6 protein-coding genes and 1 pseudogene are annotated in these 19,399 nt (G+C 74.2%); 5 read left to right on the top strand and 2 right to left on the bottom strand.

The features are described from left to right. From EF387_RS42240 to EF387_RS42220, 5 genes and pseudogenes are all read left to right on the top strand, one after another. Positions 1 to 421 (top strand): annotated as a pseudogene (locus tag EF387_RS42240) (dehypoxanthine futalosine cyclase); the annotation flags it as partial. 40 nt (positions 422 to 461) lie between these two features. Beyond that, positions 462 to 1,454 carry an ATP-binding cassette domain-containing protein gene (locus tag EF387_RS42235; protein ID WP_128381913.1) on the top strand — a complete coding sequence of 331 codons (993 nt, stop codon included), beginning with the start codon at positions 462 to 464 and terminating at the stop codon, positions 1,452 to 1,454. Further along, positions 1,454 to 2,311 (top strand): ABC transporter permease, encoded by an 858-nt coding sequence (locus EF387_RS42230; protein WP_128381912.1) that lies wholly within the window; start codon positions 1,454 to 1,456, stop codon positions 2,309 to 2,311. Before EF387_RS42235 ends, EF387_RS42230 begins: the two co-directional genes overlap by 1 nt. A 29-nt stretch (positions 2,312 to 2,340) precedes the next feature. Beyond that, positions 2,341 to 6,552, top strand: a complete 4,212-nt coding sequence (locus EF387_RS42225; RefSeq protein WP_128381914.1) for an AMP-binding protein — start codon at positions 2,341 to 2,343, stop codon at positions 6,550 to 6,552. 233 nt (positions 6,553 to 6,785) lie between these two features. Then, positions 6,786 to 7,817 carry a ketoacyl-ACP synthase III family protein gene (locus EF387_RS42220; RefSeq protein WP_128381911.1) on the top strand — a complete coding sequence of 344 codons (1,032 nt, stop codon included), beginning with the start codon at positions 6,786 to 6,788 and terminating at the stop codon, positions 7,815 to 7,817. A gap of 256 nt (positions 7,818 to 8,073) precedes the next feature. Here EF387_RS42220 and EF387_RS46915 read toward each other — a convergent pair whose 3' ends face one another. Together EF387_RS46915 and EF387_RS49560 are read right to left on the bottom strand one after the other, a co-directional pair. Continuing rightward, positions 8,074 to 8,235 (bottom strand): hypothetical protein, encoded by a 162-nt coding sequence (locus EF387_RS46915; protein WP_155589825.1) that lies wholly within the window; start codon positions 8,233 to 8,235, stop codon positions 8,074 to 8,076. A 57-nt stretch (positions 8,236 to 8,292) separates the two neighbouring features. Beyond that, positions 8,293 to 19,383, bottom strand: coding sequence for a type I polyketide synthase (locus tag EF387_RS49560; protein ID WP_128381910.1), 11,091 nt, complete (start codon positions 19,381 to 19,383; stop codon positions 8,293 to 8,295). Between the last annotated feature and the right edge of the window lie 16 nt (positions 19,384 to 19,399).

Genomic DNA, 19,399 nt, shown 5'->3' with positions numbered 1-19,399 from the left:
GAACAACCATCTGAAGGGCCGCACACAGGCGACGATCTTCGAGTACCTGCGGATGATCGCGATCGCCCGGCTGTTCATGGACAACGTCGCCCACATCCAGGGCTCCTGGCTGACCACCGGCAAGGAGGCCGGACAGCTGACCCTGCACTACGGCGCCGACGACCTCGGCTCCGTGATGCTGGAGGAGAACGTGGTCTCCTCGGCGGGCGCCAAGCACCGCTCCAACCTGATGGAGCTGATCACGCTGATCCGCGGTGCGGGCCGGGTGCCGGCGCAGCGGTCGACGACGTACGAGCACATCGTCGTCAACGACGACCCGGCGAACGACCCCGTCGACGAGCGGGTCGTCTCCCACATCTCGTCCACCGCCATCGCGGGCGGTACCGCCCACCCCGAGCTCAAGCTCATCTCGGCGAACTGAAGCGGCCCACCACCGGACGCATAGACAGGACGGAGAAGCCATGCCGGGCGCCATCCACGCCGAGGGCCTCGTCAAGACCTATGGACAGCTGAGGGCCCTCGACGGAATCGACCTCACGGTCCCGGAAGGCAGCGTGCTGGGGCTGCTGGGCCCCAACGGAGCGGGCAAGACCACCACCGTCCGGGTGCTCACCACCCTGGTGCGCCCCGACGCGGGCACCGCGACGGTGGCGGGCCATGACGTGGTCCGCGCACCGGACCGGGTACGCCGGTCGATCGGGCTCTCCGGTCAGTTCGCCGCCGTCGACGACAGGCTGACGGGCCGTGAGAACCTGCGCATGATAGGAGAGTTGTACGGTCTGCGGGCCCGCCCGGCCCGGCAGCGGGCGGACGAACTGCTCACCCAGTTCGACCTGACCTCTTCCGCCGACCGCTCGTCCGGCACGTACTCCGGCGGCATGCGCCGACGCCTCGACCTGGCCTGCGCGCTGGTGGTCCGGCCGTCGGTGATGTTCCTCGACGAGCCGTCGGTCGGACTGGACCCCACCAGCCGCCTGATGCTGTGGGACGCCATCGACCGGCTGGTCGGGGCGGGCACCACCCTGCTGCTGACCACGCAGTACCTGGAGGAGGCGGACCGGCTCGCCCAGGACATCGCCGTCGTCGACCACGGCCGGATCATCGCGCAGGGCACGCCGCACGAACTCAAGACACAGACCAGCCGGCAGCAGGTCGAGGTGATCGTGGAGCGCGGCGAGCAGATCGACGGCACCGCGTCGCTGCTGAGCCGCTTCAGCCTCAGGCCACCGGAGGTGGACCGGACCAGATCGCTCGTCTCCGCACCGGTGGACGGCGGGGTGAGCCTGCTGACGGAGGTCATCGGCGCACTGGCCGGCGCCGGCATCGAGATCAGCGACATCAGTCTGCGCCGGCCGACCCTCGACGAGGTGTTCGTGGCCCTCACGGATCCGGCCCTCGCCGGCCGGTCCGAGCACGCGATGGTTTCCGCCGGTGCGTCGAGCGAGAAGGGGTGATGACCGTGGCATGGGCGGTTCAGTCCGGGAGCGCCGTGGACACGCTGCGCCCCCCGTCCGCGGGGAAGGCGGTCCGCGACGTGGTCGTGGTCACGCGGCGCAACCTGATCAGGATGGTCCGCATTCCCGAGGTGCTGATTCTCAGCCTCGTGCAGCCGATCGTGTTCGTGCTGCTCTTCGCCTACCTCTTCGCGGGCTCCTTCAGCCTGCCCGGCGCGGGCGGCCCGGAGGCGTACCGGGAGTACATGATGGCGGGCTTCTTCGCCCAGACCATCGCCTTCGCGACCGCCAGCAACAGCAGCGTGGGCATGGCCAACGACCTGCGCAGCGGCATGGTCGACCGGTTCCGCTCGCTGCCGATGACCCGTGGTGCGCTGCTGACCGGCCGCACGGTGGCCGACCTGGCGCAGAACGTCGTCCTGGTCGCGGTGATGGTCGGCTGCGCGCTGATCGTGGGCTGGCGCATCCACAACGGACTCCCGCGCGCCGCCGCGGCATTCGCGCTGCTGCTGCTCATGGGCTACGCCCTGTCGTGGGTGGGCGTGCTCATCGGTCTGTCGGTGCGGGCGCCGGAAGCCGCCGCGACCGGCAATTTCCTGTGGCTGTTCCCGCTGACGTTCCTGTCGAACGCGTTCGTCGCACCGTCCACGCTCCCGGCCCCGCTGCGGTGGGCCGCGGAGTGGAACCCGCTCAGCGCCACCGTGCAGGCGGCCCGGGAACTGTTCGGCAACCCCGGAGTGCACGCGTCGAACGCCTGGCCCGCGCAGCACGCGGCGACCGTGTCCCTCGTCTGGTCGATCGTCATCGCCCTGGTGTGCCGGACGCTGGCGGTGCGCCGCTACCGCTCGGCCGCCTGAACGTCGGGAACTTCAGGAGCGTGAGTGAGATGTTCCGTGCCGATCTCGTCCGGCCGCTGCACGAACTGCTCGCCCGGCACGCCGCGCAGCGGCCGCGGCAGACCGCGTTCCGCGACGCGCGGCGCTCGGTGACGTACGCCGAACTCGACCGGCGCACCGCCCGGGTGGCCGGCCACCTCGCGGAGCTGGGCCTGGAACGCGGCGCGAGCGCCGTGATCTATCTGCCCAACCGCGTGGAGACGGTGGAGAGTTACCTCGCCATCACCCGGGCGAGCGCGGTCGGTGTCCCGCTCAATCCGCAGTCGACCGACGCGGAACTGGCGTATCTGCTGGACGACTCCGCGGCCCGGATGGTGATCGCCGGGACCGCGCAACTGCCGCAGGTGCGCCGGGTGTTGGCGGACCGCCCGGGCATCGGCGTCGTGGTCGTCTCCGACTCCTCCGGGCCCGAGGAGGCCGGCTCCCCGGGGTCCGGGGAGGCCGGCTTCCCGGGGTTCGGGGAGGCCGACTCCCCCGGCCCGGAGGGGGCGGACGACGGCCTGCCGCGGTACGAGACCCTGGCGACGACCTGGTCGATAAGGCATCCGCCGCGCGACGACCTGGACCTGGACGAGCCCGCCTGGATGCTCTACACCTCCGGCACCACCGGCAGCCCCAAGGGCGTGCTCTCCACCCAGCGGTCGTCGCTGTGGGCGACCGGCGCGTGCACCGCCCCGGTCCTCGGGCTGTCGCCGCAGGACCGGGTGCTGTGGCCGATGCCGCTGTTCCACGCCGTCGCGCACAACGTGTGCGTGCTCGGGGTGGTGGCGGTCGGCGCGACGGCCCGGATCACCGACGGGCTGGCGGCCGAGGAGATCCTGCGTACCGCCCGCGAGGAGCGGTCCACGTTCCTCGTCGGGGTGCCGACGATGTACCGCCATATGGTGGAGCAGGCCCGCTCCGGCGGTTTGGACACCCCGCAGGACCTGCGGTTGTGCATGGTCGCGGGGTCCTCGTGCCCGGTGCCGCTGCACGAGGCGTTCCGGGCCGTGTTCGGCCGCGCCCTGCTGGACAGCTACGGCAGTACCGAGACCGGCGGTGCCATCACCACCAACCTGCCCGAGGGCCCGTACGTACCGGGCTCCTGCGGGCTGCCCGTGCCGGGGCTGACGCTCCGGCTGACGGATCCGCGGACCGGCATCGAGGTGCCCCGGGGTGCGGAGGGTGAGGTGTGGGTCTCCAGTCCGGCGCTCATGCTCGGCTACCACCGGCAGGAGGAGGCGACCGCGGGGGTGCTGTCGGACGGCTGGTACCGCACCGGGGACATCGCGTGGCAGGACGACGCCGGGTATCTCACCATCACCGGCCGGGTGAAGGAGCTCATCATCCGCGGCGGCGAGAACATCCACCCCGGTGAGATCGAGAAGGTCCTGGCCCGGGTGCCGGGAGTCGCGGACGCGGCCGTGGGCGCGAAGCCGCACGAGGCACTCGGCGAGGTGCCGGTGGCGTATCTGGTGCCCGGTCCCGGCGGCATCGACGCGCATGCGGTCCTGGCCGCGTGCCGCACGGAGCTGTCGGCCTTCAAGCGGCCCGAGGAGTTGTACGAGGTCCAGGAGATCCCGCGCAACCCCGCCGGGAAGATCGTCCGCAAGCGCCTGGGCGGCCTGCGGGGGCGGCTGCTGTGGCACGGGGCCCGGACGGCGGCGCGGAATGCGCGCGCCTTCGAAGAGGTCCTGGAACTGGGCCTGGTGGACGGCGCGCACCCCCTGCTGCAGGCCACGGTCGAGCTGCCCGGCGACGACGGCGTGCTGTTCTCGGGCCGGCTGCCGGGCGACGGATGTGATCCGCTGTTGTCGCGCGAGGTCGCCGGCACTGCCGTAGTGGCGCCCGCGGTCCTCACCGAACTGGCCCGGCACGCCGGGGACCACGTCGGCTGCGGCCGGCTGGTGGAGCTGAGCACCGGCGAGCCGCTGGTGCTGCCGGAACGGGACGGGGTCCAGGTGCGGGTGACCGTCGGGGCGGCCGACGACGACGGCGTACGCCCCGTGACGGTGCACGCGCGCCGGGACGGCCAGGGCGCGGCCGGACGGCCGTGGCGCTGCCATGCGTCCGGCACGCTCGCGCCCGGGGCGGTTTCCCCGCCCCCAGAGGAGTTGGCCGTGTGGCCTCCGGTGGGCGCCCGGTATGTCCCGCTGGAGGAGCTCCCGGAACTTCCGGAGCTCCCGGATCTTCCGGACCTTCCGGCCGACGCGGGTGCCGCCCCAGCCGGGTACGGCGCCGGTCCTGCCCGGCTGCTGCGCTCCGTCTGGCGGCGCGACGGCGAGCTGTTCGCCGAAGTCGCCCTGCCCGACGAGAGCCGCGAGCGGGGTGCCCGGTTCGGGCTGCACCCCGCCCTGCTGGACGCGGTGCTGCGGCCCGCGCTCCTGAACACCCCGGTGGACCCTGACCTCCGGGTGCCCGCGCCGGACGGCGACGGCGTGTGGTGGCCGGCCTCCTGGCACGGGGTGACGCTGCATGCCTCGGGGGCGTCCGTGCTGCGTGTGCGGGTGCGGCCGCGCCCCGACGGCGGGTTCGGCGTCGAGGCCGCCGACGCGGCCGGAGACCCGGTGCTCAGCGTGGAGTGCGTGGCCTCCGGCCGGCTGACCCGGTCGGCACTGGTCAAGGCGTCGGCCGCCCAGCAGGACGGACTTTTCGCGCAGGTGTGGGACGACGTGCGACTCGCGGCGGCCCCGGAGCGGGGCGAGCGGTGGGCGGTCGTCGGTGACGATCCGCTGCGCGCGCGGGCCGGTCTGATGGCCGCCGGGCGCTACTCGGAGACGCATCCGGACCTCGACGCCCTGGCGAAGGCCGTCGAGAACGGTGCCGCGGCCCCCGACGTGGTGGTCGTCTCCCGTACCACCGCCGCGGCCGAGGCCGCGGCGGACACAGCGGGCGCGGTGCGCCGTGCCGTTCGTGACGGCCTGGAGTGGGCGCGCCGGTGGGCCGACCCGCTGTTCGCCGGGTCCCGTCTGGTCGTGCTGACCGACAATGCCGTACCCGCCTGGGGTGCGTCCTCGGCGCTGGATCTGCCGGCCGCCTCCGTGTGGGGGCTGGTCGGTGCGGCGCAGGAGCGGGCACCTGGGCGCTTCGTCCTGGTGGACACCGATGGCTCCAAGCGGGCCTGGCGGGTCCTGCCGGACGCCGTGGCCTCGGGCGAGCCCCGGCTTGCCCTGCGCGGCCGTTCTGTGCGGGTGCCGCGCATCGAACGCGTGGAGCCTGGCGACGGCATGGCGGAATCGGCGTGGGACGGCTCCGGTCCGCTGGTGGTCGCGGGTGCCGGGGGCGTGGATCTGGCCCGGTACATGGTGGCCGAGCACGGCGTTCGTGACGTGCTGGTGGCGGGCGGGGCCGCGGCGGACGGCGCGGCGGAACCGGGTGGGCCGGAAGGTTCCGTGTCCGTGGCTTCTTGGAATGCCGCGGATCCGGCGGCGTCCGCTCGCGCGCTCCGGGCGGCCGGGCCGTCCGCCGTGCTGTTCACCGCGGCCGTGGACACCGCGGCCGTGGACAGCGCGTCCGAAGGGGCGGAGGGTGACGTCGACGCGGTGCTGCGGCCCGTCGTCGACCCCGCGCTCGCCCTCGGCTACGGGCTCGCGCCCGGGGATGTGTCGGCGTTCGTGCTCCACTCCCCCGTCAGCGCCCCGAAGGCTCCCGGGCTCCTCGCCGAGGCGGTCGGCGCGTTCCTCGACGCGTGGGCGACACGCCTGCGCGCCGGGGGCGTGCCCGCCGTGTCGGTGCGCGGGGCCGACCTGCGGTCGCGGGAGGCACGGGACCTGTTCGACGTGGCGCGCTCACTGGGGCGGGCCGCGGTCGTCGCCGCGCGCTCCGAGTTGGGCGGCGCCGTCTCCCCCGGCCCGCTCACCGGCTCCGCCGCGCTGCGGCGCGGACTGGTGCGCGGCCCGGCCCGCCGGGCGGCGCGGGACGCGGTCGCGGATCCGTCCGGGCTGCGGCACCGGCTGGCGGCGCTGTCGGACGCGGAGCAGGAGGACGCCGTCGTGGACCTGGTGTGCGGTCACTTCGCCGCGTCCCTCGGGCTCCCGGGCGGCGGTGCGGTGCCGCCGGACGGCGAGACGCGGGAACTCGGCTTCGATTCCCTGACGGCGCTGACCGCGCGCGACGCGCTGGTCGAGGCGACCGGGCTGCCCCTGTCGGCGACCGTGGTGTTCGACTTCGCCACGCCCGCCGGACTCGCCCGCCATCTGAAGAAGGAGTTGCTCGCCCGTTGAACGCGACCGCCGCGGCGGCTCGTTGAACGCGCCCGTTGCGGCTGCCCGGTGAACCGGTCTGCCGCAGCGGTCGGATGAACGGTATTCCGGCCGGGGGGCGCGGCCCCCGACGGTGGGTGCCCCCCGCCCCGCGCGGGATTGACTCTGATGGGGGGTCGGCGGGGGGGGGGGCGGGGGGGGGGGGGGGGCCCCCCCCCCCCCCGGCGCTGTCATGACTCTGATGGGAGAGGTAGATGAAGGTCGAAAACGTGTACATCGAGTCGCTGGGCGTCGTGTTGCACGAGTGGGCCGACGCCGAGCAGGCGGTGGCCGAGGGAAAACTGGACGCCGAGACCCAGGCGGCGAACGGGCTGACGGGCACACATGTCTCCGGTGACGTGCCGGCCATGGACCTGGCCGTGCAGGCCGCGCGGACCGCGCTGGAGCGTTCGAAGATCGACCCTGAGGACCTCGGGGCGCACATCCACAGCGCCGTCCACTATCAGGGCCCGGACGGTTGCTATCCGCCCGGCTACATCCTGCGGGAGCTCGGTCTGGGCACGATTCCCGCGCTGTATCTGCAGCAGGGCTGCGACGGCATGCTCAGCGCCCTGGAAGTGGCGATCGGCAAGCTCACAGGGGCCGCCGAGGCGGGTTCCGTCCTGCTCACGGCGGGCGAGAACTTCTCCTCGCCGTCCATGGACCGCTGGAAGGGGCTGGGCCAGGCCTACATCCTCGGCGACGGCGCGGCCGCGGCCCTGGTGAGCGACGAGGAGGGCTTCGCCGAGGTGCGCTCCCTCAACTCGGGAGTGCTGCACGAGCTGGAGTCGTGGCACCGCGGGGACGGTCCGCTGCTGCTGCGCGAGGACGCCGGGCCGACGTCCGACATGGTCGAGCGGGCCGAGCAGTTCGCCGAGCGGATGCCCCTGTCGGAGACGATGGAGAAGCTGACCCTGTTCGACCTCGACATCATCCACCGGTCGCTGGTGGACGCCGGCCTCAACGCGTCCGACCTCGCCAGGGTGGTGCCGATCAACATGGACGGCAGGATGATCGAGTACTCGGTCATGATGCCGCTGGGCCTGCCGATGTCGCGGTGCAGTTGGGAGTTCGGCAAGGGGGTGGGACACGTGGGCGGCGCCGATGTGTTCATCACCCTCGAGCACCTGGTGCGCACCCGCGAGGTGTCCCCGGGCGACCATGTGCTGCTGGTCTCCCAGGGACCGGGCTGGCTGTGCAGCGCGGCCGTGGTCACCGTCACCGACACCCCGCACTGGGCGGACTGAGCGCCGGAGCGCGATCGGCGCCCCTCGGCGGATGCCGGGGGGCGCCACTGTCTTTGCGCTTCACGGGCGCCGGAGAATCAGCTCAGGCGCTCGCACACCCGGCCGCCCGTGAGCACCACCTCGCTCGGCCGGTACCAGTCGGGGCACCGCCAGGTCTGTGTGCCGTCGGTGATGGTGCGGGTGATCCTCACATCCTGCCCTACTTCGGGCAGGGAGCCCGTGCAGTTGGTGCCCCACACGAGCAACATCTCGGGGCCTACGGGATGGTGATGCTCCTGGCTTCCAAGCTGCCGTCGTCGCAGACGTAATCCGCCGCGGTCGCAGTGGTAACGGTGGCGGCCCGCGCGGCAGGGGCAACCGCGAGCGCACCCGCGATCGCCGCGGCTGCACAGGCGGTGACGCGTAAGAACCGCTTCATGTTCATCTCCGTTCATCAGCTCCGGGGCCGTTTCGCCCCCGGTGAGGCATGCGGGGCTCAGGCCAGGCGCCGGAGCCAGTCGTCGGTGACGGCAGCCGTGGAACGGGCGTGGGCCTCCATCATCGTGAAGTGGTTGCCGGGGACGTCGATGACGGTGTGTGCCCTCTCCCACGCCGCCTGCCACTCGTGCGGCTCGAGCGGACCGGTCGTCCCGGCCGGTACCGGGGGCTCGCTGGAGCGCACCAGGAGGACCGGGCTGTCCAGCGGGCCGGGTTCCCATTCGCCGATCATGCTGACGTACCAGCTCATCGCGGTCAGCCGGTCGGTGTCCATGTGCGCGAACATCGACTCGCGGTCGAACATGCCGCCCAGCATCTGCTGGGAGAACCGCAGGAACGGCGAGTCGGCGCGCGGCATGTAGGTGTCGAGCAGGACCACGGCCGTCGGCGGCCTGCCCTGCTCCTGGAGGTGCCGGGCGGCGGCCAGGGCGAGGACACCGCCCGACGATGAGCCGACGAGGACGACGGGGCCGTCTCCGGCCGCCCGGTCGACCGCCTCCGCCTGGAGCGCGGCGACGGCGTCGAACGACGCGGGCAGCGCCTCACCGGTACCGAAGCCTTGGGTGGGCAGGGCCCATACGTCGCGCTCGCCGCGGAACACCGACGCGAACCGGGCGTACTGGTGCACGCCCGCCAGCGCCACGTAGGAGCTGAAGCAGACGAACGGCACGCCCGCCTCGCCCTTCGAGAGCCGGATCGGCTCGGGCGCCGCGGCCAGTTCCCGCGGCGAGGCGAAGGTCGGCCGCAGTGCGGCGGCGGCCTGCAGCAGGGCGAACCCCTCGTCGACCCGGCCGCTCTCGCAGGCCTGCTTGAACAGGCCGCTGAGCGTGTCCCCGGCGTGCGGGGCGGGCCCGTCGGCCGGTGCCCTGCCTCCGTCGGACGGGGCGGTCGCCGGTGCGTCCAACAGCCGCTGGTCGAGGTGGGCGGCGAGTTGCTCAGGGGTGGCGTGGTCGAACAGCAGGGTCGGTGGCAGGGGCAGCGCGGTCGCGGTGGCAAGGTGGTTGCGCAGTTCGACGGCGGTCAGCGAGTCGAAGCCCTGCTCCGTGAAGAGGCGGTCGCCCTCCACCGCGTCGGCGGAGGTGTGTCCGAGGACCGTCGAGGCCAGCTCGCGGATCAGGTCGACCAGCGCGGTGCGGCGCTCGGCCGGGGCGAGTCCCGCCAGGCGCGCCGACACGGTCGGCGCCGCCGGAGTGCTCGCCGCGCTGCGCCGGGCGGCCGGCCGGCCGCCGGGCCGGAGGAGGGCCTTAAGGGCACCGTGGCCCGCGGTGGTGTCCATGGCGACCAGGGCGGGATGGTCCGTGGTCAACGCGGCGTCGAGCAGGCGTAGTCCGGCCTCGGCGGTCAGCGGTCGCATACCGCCGCGGGCCATACGGCGGCGGTCGGTCTCGGACAGACCGGCCGTCAGGGCGCTGTCGTTCTCCCACAGCCCCCAGGCGAGGGAGGACGCGGGCAGTCCGAGCGAGCGGCGGTGGGAGGCGAGTGCGTCGAGGAAGGCGTTGGCGGCGGCGTAGTTGGCCTGGCCCGGGGAGCCGAAGGTGCCCGCGGCGGAGGAGAACAGGACGAACGCGGACAGCTCGTGGCCTTGGGTGAGTTGATGCAGCAGCCAACCGCCGTCGGCCTTCGGGCGCAGGACCCGCTCGAAGCGCTCGGAGTCGAGGGCGGTGACCGGCTTGTCGTCCACGACACCCGCGGCGTGTACGACACCGGTCAGCGGCCGGTCGGCGGGGACGGCGGCGAGGAGCCGTTCGACGTCGGCGCGTTCGGCGGTGTCGCAGGCGACGAGGGTGACGTCCGCGCCGAGCGCGGTGAGTTCGTCGCACAGCGCGCTCGCGCCGGGGGCGTCGGCGCCGCGGCGGCCGGCCAGCAGCAGGCTGCGCACTCCGTGGGAGGTGACGAGGTGCCGGGCGACCGTGCTGCCGAGGGCGCCGGTGGCGCCGGTGACCAGGACGGTGCCGGACGCCAGGGCGGGTGCGTCGGTGGGGCCGGGTGCGATCTGCGCGAGGTCGGGCAGGAGGACCCGGCCGCCGCGGATCGCGCTCTGCGGGTGGTCGGCGGTGACGGCGGCGAGGAGGCCGACGTCGTCGGGCCCGTCCAGCTGTTCCGGCTCGTCCAGCTGGCCCGCCTCGCCCGCCTCGCCCGGCTCGCCCGGCTGGCTCGGCCGGCTCGGCCGGCTCGGCCGGCTCGGCTGGTTCGGCTGGTTCGGCTGGTTCGGCTCGTCCGGTTCCTCGTGGCCGGCATGCCCGCCGGACAGATCCACGAGCTGGAATCGGCCGGGGTGTTCGGCCTGCGCGGAGCGGACCATCCCCCACAGGGCGGCGCCGGCCACGTCGTGGACGGCGTCGTCGTCCGTGGCGACGCAGGACCGGGTGACGAACACGAGACGGGAGGCGGCGAACCGCTCGTCGTCGAGCCAGCCGCGGATCAGGTCGTGGGCGGGTGCGAGCACCGAGCGGACGGCGCCGGGGACGTCGGCGTCCGCCCCGGGGCGGTGGCGGCCCACGGCCACGAGCACGACGTCCGGCATGGTCATTCCGGTGTCCACGGCCTTGCCGAGCGCTTCGAGGTCGGCGTAGGTCTCCAGGTGGACGCCCCCGGTGTCGACACCCCGGGCCACGGTGTCGTCGCCGTCGCCGAGGATGATCCAGCGGAGCGACTCCGGACGGGGCGCGGCGGGGGCGGGCAGCGCGGGGCTCCAGGCGAGGCGCAGCAGTCCGGGCGCGCGGTCGCCGGGTTCCGGGAGCCGGTCGGCGGGGACGGCGCGCAGGGTGACGGAGTCGGCGGAGGCGACGGGGCGGCCGCCGCCGTCGGCGACGAGCACGGAGAAGCCGTGGTCGTGACCGGCCGGCGCCAACCGCACCCGGAGGGCGGTGGCGCCTTCGGCGTGCAGTGTCAGACCGCTCCACGCGAACGGCAGCATCGGTTCCCCGGCCCCGGACTCGCCCGCCCCGCCTGGGAGTTCGACGAGGAGTGCCTGTACGGCCGCGTCCAGCAGGGCGGGGTGCAGGCCGAAGTCCGCCGCGTCGGCGCGGTACTCCTCGGGCAGCGCGACCTCGGCGAACACCTCGTCGCCGCGCCGCCACACGGTACCGAGGCCCTGGAAGCTCGGCCCGTAGGCGAAACCGGCGGCGGCGAACCGTTCGTAGTGGTCTCCCGAGGCCACGGTGCGGGCGCCCGGCGGGGGCCAGGCGGTCAGGTCCGCGGCCGGGGTGGCAGGCGCCTCGGGGGCGAGGATGCCCTGCGCGTGCCGCTCCCACGGGGTGTCGGTGTCGGCGGGGCGTGCGTACACGCCGAACGCGCGCCGGCCCCGCTCGTCGGGCGCCTCGACGGCGACCTGGAGCTGCATGGCGCCCTCGCGGGGGATCACGAGCGGGCTGTGCAGGGTGAGTTCGGCGAGGTGGCCGCAGCCGGTGCGGTCGCCCGCGTGGACGGCGAGGTCGAGATAGCCGGTCGCGGGCAGGATGACCCGGCCGAGTACGGCGTGGTCGGCGAGCCAGGGGTGGGTGCGCAGCGACAGCCGTCCGGTGAGGAGGACGGTGTCGGAGCCGGCGGGGCTGACCGCGGCGCCGAGGAAGGGGTGTGCCGCCGTCTCCAGGCCGGCGCCCTCGAGGTCACCGGTCCACGGCGCGGCGGGCAGCCAGTAGCGGTCCCGCTGGAACGCGTAGGTCGGCAGGGGGACGGGCCGGGCGCCGGTGAACAGGGGCCGCCAGTCGGGTTCGAGGCCACCCGCGAACAGCCGGCCGAGTGCAGTGAGGACGCCGCGGACCTCGGGGACGTCCTTGCGGACGGCCGGTACGAGCAGGGGCTCGGCGCGGTCTGGGTCGCTCAGGGCGGATGTGGCCAGGGCGGTCAGGGTGGCGTCGGGGCCGACCTCCAGGAAGCGGGTGGCGCCGAGGTCGCGCAGACGGCGGACGGCGTCGTGGAAGCGGACGGGTTCGCGGACGTGGCGCACCCAGTACTCGGGGTCGGTGAGCTGCTGTGCGCCGGCCGGTTCACCGGTCATGCCGGAGACGACGGTCAGGCGCGGCGTCCGGTAGGTCAGCCCGGCGGCGACGGCCCGGAAGTCGTCGAGGACGGGATCCAGCAGCGGCGAGTGGAAGGCGTGGCTGACGCGCAGCCGCGAGGTTTTGCGGCCCATCGCCGCCACCTGCTGGGCGACGGCGGTGACGGCGTCCTCGGTGCCGGAGACGACCGTGGCCGAGGGCCCGTTGAGGGCTGCGATGCCGATCTCCTGCTCACGCCCGGCGAGCAGGGGCAGTACCTCTGCCTCGGTGGCCTGCAGGGAGACCATCGCCCCGCCCGCGGGCAGTCGCTGCATGAGCCGGCCGCGGGCGGCGACGAGCGTGCACGCGTCCTCGATGGAGAGCACGCCGGCGATGTGCGCCGCCGCGAGTTCTCCGACGGAGTGGCCGGTGACCTGGTCCGGCACGATTCCCCAGGACTCCAGCAGGTGGTGGAGAGCGACCTCGAAGGCGAACAGGGCCGGCTGGGTGTGTTCCGTGCGGTTCAGGGCCTCGGCGGCGGCGTCGGGATCGGCGGTGTCGTCACCGAGGACGACCTCGCGCAGCCCTGGGATGTGGGCGCAGACCGCGTCGAAGGCCTCGGCGAAGACGGGGAACGCCTGGTGGAGTTCCCGTCCCATGCCGGGGCGCTGGGCGCCCTGGCCGGTGAAGAGGAACGCGGTCCGGCCGCCGCTGCGCGCGACGCCGGCCGGAGTCTGCGGTCCGCTGCGGCCGTCGGCAAGTGCCCTGAGACCTTCGGTGAGTTCGGCGTGGCCGGCGCCGAGGACGACGGCCCGGTGTTCGAAGGCGGTACGGGTGGTGGCGAGGGACAGGCCCACGTCGCGGGGGTCGGTCCCCGGCCGGGCGGCGAGGTGTTCGAGCAGTCGGCTCGCCTGGTCGCGCAGGGCGGTGGCGCTGCGGGCGGTGAGCACCCAGGGGATGACGGACGGGCCGCGACCGGCATCGCCGTGTGCCTCGCCTACCTCGCTTTCCGCCCTTTCCTCGGTCTCCTTGCCTTCCTCGCTTTCCTCGCCTTCCTCGCTCTCGCCGGGCGGGGCGGCTTCGAGGACGACGTGGGCGTTGGTGCCGCTGATACCGAAGGAGGAGACGCCGGCGCGGCGCGGCCGGCCGGTGTCGGGCCAGTCGACGGCCTCGGTGACCAGGCGGACGTCGCCCGCCTCCCAGTCGACGTGCGTCGAGGGCCGGTCGATGTGGAGGGTGGCGGGCAGCACGCCGTGCCGCATCGCCTCCACCATCTTGATGACGCCCGCGACACCCGCTCCGGCCTGGGTGTGGCCGATGTTCGACTTCACCGAGCCGAGCCACAGCGGGCGGTCCGCCGCCCGGTCCTGGCCGTAGGTGGCGAGGACGGCCTGGGCCTCGATGGGGTCGCCCAGAGTGGTGCCGGTGCCGTGCGCCTCGACGGCGTCGATGTCGTTGGCCGTCAGGCCCGCGTCGGTGAGGGCGGCGCGGATGACGCGCTGCTGCGAGGGGCCGTTGGGCGCGGTGAGGCCGTTGGACGCGCCGTCCTGGTTGACGGCGGAGCCCCGGACGACCGCGAGGACGGGGTGGCCGTGGCGGCGGGCGTCGGAGAGCCGTTCCACCAGCAGCATGCCGCCGCCCTCGGAGAAGCCGGTGCCGTCGGCGGCGTCGGCGAAGGACTTGCAGCGGCCGTCGGCGGCCAGACCGCGCTGCCGGCTGAAGTCGAGGAACAGCCCGGGGGTCGACATGACGGTGACACCGCCGGCGAGCGCGAGGTCCGACTCGCCGGAGCGCAGCGACCGCACGGCGAGGTGCAGGGCCACGAGGGAGGACGAGCAGGCGGTGTCGACGGTGACCGCGGGGCCCTCCAGGCCGAAGGTGTAGGAGAGCCGGCCGGACATCACACTCGCGGAGTTGCCGGTGCCGAAATACCCGCCGGCGTCCTCGTCGAGGGCCAGCGGCCGGGAGGAGTAGTCCTGGTAGTTGGTGCCGGCGAACACACCGGTACGGCTGCCGCGCAGGGTCCTGGGGTCGATGCCGGCCCGTTCGAACGTCTCCCACGACATCTCCAGCAGCAGCCGCTGCTGCGGGTCCATCGCGGCAGCCTCGCGCGGCGAGATGTTGAAGAACCCCGGGTCGAAGTCGGCGAAGGAGGACAGGAAGCCGCCGCCGCGGCTCGAGACCTTGCCGGGCTTTCCGGGTTCGGGGTCGTACAGCGCGTCGAGGTCCCAGTCCCGGTCCTCGGGGAAGGCGGTGATGGCGTCCGTGCCGTCGGCGAGGAGTCGCCAGAACTCCTCGGGGGTGCCGGCGTCCCCCGGGAACCGGCACGCCATGGCGACGATGGCGATCGGGTCGTCCTCGGCGTCCGCGTTCCGTGCCGCGACGGCCACGGGCGTGGCGGCGGGTGGGGTGTCCGCGGGCGCCAACTCGGCGCTGAGGTGTTCCGCGAGGGCGGCCGGCGTCGGGTAGTCGTAGACGAGGGTGGTCGGCAGCCGCAGGCCGGTGGCCTCGCCCAGGGTGTTGCGCAGTTCGACGGCCGTGAGGGAGTCGAAGCCGAGTTCCCGGAAGGCCCGGGTGGGTTCGACGTCCTCGGGCCCCAAGTGGTTGAGCACGTACGCGATGTGCGCCCGGACCAGGGAGAGCAGTGCCTGCCTGCGGTCGCGCTCGCCGAGCGGGGCGAGCTGCTCGGCGAGGCGCCCGCCCGTGTGCTCCTGCTGTGGTGCGGTCCTGCGGGTTTCGGTCAGGAGGTGCCGTAGCTCGGGCAGCGCGGCGTAGAGCCGGCGGGGGCGGCCCTTGGCGAGTTCGGCGCCCAACACCTCCCAGTCGGTGTCGGTCACGACGAGCGAGGTGTCGTCGTGGTCGAGGGCGTGCTGCAGTGCGGTGACGGCGATGTCGGGGTCCATGAGGCGTACGCCGTGGCGCTCGAGGCGTTCGCCGACGGCGCCGGAGGCCATGCCGCCGGAGGCCCAGCCGCTCCAGGCGACGGCGGTGGCGGGCAGGCCGCGGGCGCGGCGGTCCTCGGCGAGGGCGTCGAGGAAGGCGTTGCCGGGGGCGTAGTTGCCGTGGCCGGGGCTGCCGAAGACGCCGGAGGACGACGAGAACAGGACGAAGGCCGACAGGTCGAGGCCGGCGGTGGCGGCGTCGAGGTTGAGGGCGCCGCCCACCTTGACGCGGAGGACCGCGGAGAGGCGTTCGGGGGTGAGGGAGCCGATGACGCCGTCGTCGAGGACGGCGGCCGTGTGGAACACGGCCGTCAGGGGCCGTTCGGCGGGTACGGCGGCGAGCAGGCGCGCGAGGTCGTCCGCGTCGGCGATGTCGCAGCGGGCGAGCTCCGCGCGGGCGCCGAGCGCGGCGAGTTCGTCGGTGAACTCGCGGGCGCCGGGGGCGTCGGGGCCGGAGCGGCTCACGAGCAGCAGGTCGCGGGCGCCGGAGCGGGCGAGCCAGCGTGCGACGTGGCGTCCGAGGGCGCCGGTGCCGCCGGTGACGAGGACGGTGCCCTGCGGGGTCCAGCGGCCGCTGCCGGGCAGTGCCCCGGTGGCGGCGTGCAGCAGCCGGCGGCCGAGCACTCCGGTGCCGCGGATCGCGATCTGGTCCTCGTGGTCGCGGCGGACCAGCACGCCGGTGAACCGGTCGGCCGCCAAGTCGTCCAGGGTGGTCGGCAGATCGGCGAGGCCGCCCCACTTGTCGGCCTGTTCGAGGGCGACGACGCGGCCGAATCCCCAGACCAGCGACTGGACGGGGGCGTCGGGTCGGCTGTCCGTGCCGGTGGCGACGGCGCCGCGGGTGGTGAACCACACGGGGACGTGTGCGTGGAGGTCGTCCAGCGCCTGGACGAGGGTGACGGTCCCGGCGAATCCCCTGGGCACCGCGGGGAGCCCGGGCAGGGGGTCCTCGTCGAGGGCGAGCAGCGAGAGGATTCCGGTTGCTTCGGTGACGGCGTCGGTGAGCGCGGCGGCGAAGGAGGCGCGATCGGCCGCGCAGTCCACGGCGACGGTCACCGGGTTCGCGCCGGCGCGGAGCAGAGCGGCGCGCAGGGCGGTGGCCTCGGGTCCGTCCTCGCCGCCTTGTGGGACGACGACGGGCCAGGTGCCGGTGAGGGCGGGTGCGGGAGTGTCCTCGACGGGCTGCCAGGCGATGCGGTAGCGCCAGGAGTCGGCGACGGCCGTCTCGGTGCTGTGCCGGCGGTAGTGCGCGAGGGCCGGTACGACGTGGGCGACGGCGTCCTCGTCGAGGTGGAGGGCGGCGGTGAGGGCCGCGATGTCGCCCTGTTCGACGGCTTCCCAGAACGGCGCGTCGGTGGTGCGCCGGGTGAGGTCTGTGCTGTCCGCGTTGCCGGTCCGGGTGAACTCGGGCCAGTGGCGGCGGCGTTGGAAGGCGTAGACCGGCAGATCGACGCGCTGTCCGGGGCCGCCTTCGAGGGCGGCGCCGAGGTCGACCGGGCAGCCGCGGACGTGGAGTTCGGCGAGGGAGAGCAGGAAACGTCCGGGGCCGCCGTCGCCCCGGCGGAGAGTGCCCACGACCGCGGTTTCGGTGTCGCCGCGGTTGTCCAGGACGTCGCTGACGGCGCTGGTGAGCACCGGGTGGGGGGCCACCTCGACGAAGACGCGGTGTCCGGCGGCGGCCAGCGCTTCGACGGTGTCCTCGAAGCGGACGGCCTGCCGGGCGTTGCGGTACCAGTGGTCCGCGTCCAGTGCGGTGGTGTCCTCGATCCGGTCGCCGGTGACGGTGGAGTACAGCGGCAGGTCGGCCGGGCGCGGGGTGACCGGCGCGAACCCGGCGAGGAGGGCGTCGCGTGCCTCTTCGACCTGGGCGGAGTGCGAGGCGTAGCGGATGGGGACGCGGCGGGCCCGTACGCCCTCGCCGGTGAGTTCGGCGAGGAGCGCGGTGAGTGCGTCCTCCTCGCCGGAGACGACGACCGCGCGGGGGCCGTTGACCGCTCCGACGACGAGGCGGCCGTCCCAGCGGGCCAGTCGGCGTTCCACGTCGGCGAGCGGCAGGAGTACGGAGACCATGCCGCCGCGGCCGGAGAGCGGGGCGAGTTCGCGGGCGCGGGTGACGACGAGGCGGGCGGCGTCCTCGAGGGTGAGGGCGCCTGCGACATGCGCGGCGGCGATCTCGCCCTGGCTGTGGCCGGCGACGGCGGCGGGCCGGACGCCGCAGGACTGCCACAGGCGGGCGAGCGCGACGCACACCACGAACAGGGCGGGCTGGACGACGTCGACGCGTTCCAGGGGCGGGGCCCCGTCAGCCCCACGCAGGACGTCGAGGACCTTCCATTCGGTGAACTGCTCGACGGCCGCGGCGACTTCGGTGAAGTGGGTGCGGAACCGCTCGTCGCCCTCGAGGAGTTCGGTGGCCATTCCCATCCACTGGGGGCCGTGGCCGGGGAAGACGAAGACGGGTCCGCCCTCGGTGTCGGCGGTGCCGCGGACGACCAGGGGTGCGGGAGTACCCCGCGTCACGGCGTCCAGGCCGGCCAGGAGTTCGTCGTGGTCGTGGGCGACGACGACGGCGCGGTGCTCCAGGGCGGGCCGGGTGGCGGCCAGCGACCAGGCGAGGTCGGCGGGGTGCGGGGCGGGGCGGTCGTCAGCGGTCAGGTGGTCGCGCAGACGGCGGGCCTGGGCGCGCAGTGCGGTGGCGGTGCGTCCGGACACCGGGAAGGCGAAGGGTCCGCCGGCTCGGGCGGCCGGCCCGGGCCCGTCGGTGTCGGGCCGTGCCGGGTCGTCGGGCGTCGGGGGCTGTTCGAGGATGACGTGGGCGTTGGTACCGCTGACGCCGAACGACGAGACGCCGCAGCGCAGCGGCCGGTCGACGGCCGGCCAGGGCCGGGCGCCGGTGAGCAGTTCGACGTGGCCGGCGGACCAGTCGACGTGGGTGGACGGCCGGTCCACGTGCAGGGTGGCCGGCAGGTGCCGGTTGCGCAGTGCGAGGACCATCTTGATGACCCCTGCGACGCCGGCGGCGGCCTGTGTGTGGCCGATGTTGGACTTCACCGAGCCGAGCAGCAACGGCCGGTCGGCGGGCCGGTCCTGGCCGTAGGTGCCGAGCAGGGCCTGGGCTTCGATGGGGTCGCCGAGGGTGGTGCCGGTGCCGTGCGCCTCGACGGCGTCCACGTCCGCCGGGGCGAGGCCCGCGGAGGCGAGCGCCTGCCAGATGACGCGCTCCTGGGAGGGGCCGTTGGGTGCGGTGAGGCCGTTGGAGGCGCCGTCCTGGTTGACGGCCGAGCCGCGGACGACGGCGAGCACGGGGTGGCCGTTGCGGCGTGCGTCGGCCAGGCGTTCGACGACGAGGACGCCGGCGCCCTCGCCCCAGGCAGTGCCGTCGGCGGCGTCGGCGAAGGCGCGGCAGCGCCCGTCGCGGGAGAGCCCGCGTTGGCGGCTGAACTCCAGGAAGACCGTGGGCGTCGACATGACGGTGACACCGCCGGCGAGCGCGAGGTCGCACTCTCCGGAGCGCAGCGACTGCACGGCCAGGTGCAGGGCGACGAGCGAGGAGGAGCACGCGGTGTCGAGGGACACCGCGGGGCCCTCCAGGCCGAGGGTGTAGGAGACGCGGCCGGAGACGACGCTGGAGGAGTTGCCGACCCCGTCGTCGCCCGCGTTGTCCGACAGGCTCAGCAGGGTGGTGTAGTCCTGCAAGTTGGTGCCGGCGAACACTCCGGTGCGGCTGCCGCGCAGCGTCGTGGGGTCGATGCCGGCGCGTTCCAGGGACTCCCAGCAGATCTCCAGCAGGAGCCGCTGCTGGGGGTCGGTGCCGACGGCGTCGCGGGGCGAGATGCCGAAGAAGCCGGCGTCGAAGTCGGCCACGCGGTCGACGAATCCGCCGACGCGCGTGTAGCTCTTCCCCGGGGTCCCGGGCTCGGGGTCGTACAGCGCGTCGGTGTCCCAGCCGCGGTCCTGCGGCCATTCGGTCATGGCGTCGGTGCCCGATCCGAGCAGCTGCCACAGGCCCTCGGGGTCGGTCACGCCACCCGGGAAGCGGCAGCCCATGGCGACGATCGCGACGGGTTCCCGGTTGCGTGCCTCGGCCTCGTTCAGTCGCTGCCGCGTCTGGTGCAGATCGGCCGTGACCTTCCTCAGGTAGCCGAGGATCTTCTCCTCATCGCTCATGCGTCATTCACCCGTT

The sequence above is a fragment of the Streptomyces cavernae genome (assembly GCF_004023625.1).
Classification (GTDB): Bacteria; Actinomycetota; Actinomycetes; order Streptomycetales; family Streptomycetaceae; genus Streptomyces; species Streptomyces cavernae.
The sequence above is the reverse complement of the archived record's forward strand: the minus strand, read 5'-3'. Positions and strand labels throughout refer to the sequence as shown.

Excerpts from the sequence above, each read along its gene's own strand:
- EF387_RS42235 (WP_128381913.1), top strand. The coding sequence starts at position 462 with ATGCCGGGCGCCATCCACGCCGAGGGCCTCGTCAAGACCTATGGACAG.
- EF387_RS42230 (WP_128381912.1), top strand. The coding sequence starts at position 1,454 with ATGACCGTGGCATGGGCGGTTCAGTCCGGGAGCGCCGTGGACACGCTG.
- EF387_RS42225 (WP_128381914.1), top strand. The coding sequence starts at position 2,341 with ATGTTCCGTGCCGATCTCGTCCGGCCGCTGCACGAACTGCTCGCCCGG.
- EF387_RS42220 (WP_128381911.1), top strand. The coding sequence starts at position 6,786 with ATGAAGGTCGAAAACGTGTACATCGAGTCGCTGGGCGTCGTGTTGCAC.
- EF387_RS46915 (WP_155589825.1), bottom strand. The coding sequence starts at position 8,235 with ATGAAGCGGTTCTTACGCGTCACCGCCTGTGCAGCCGCGGCGATCGCG.
- EF387_RS49560 (WP_128381910.1), bottom strand. The coding sequence starts at position 19,383 with ATGAGCGATGAGGAGAAGATCCTCGGCTACCTGAGGAAGGTCACGGCC.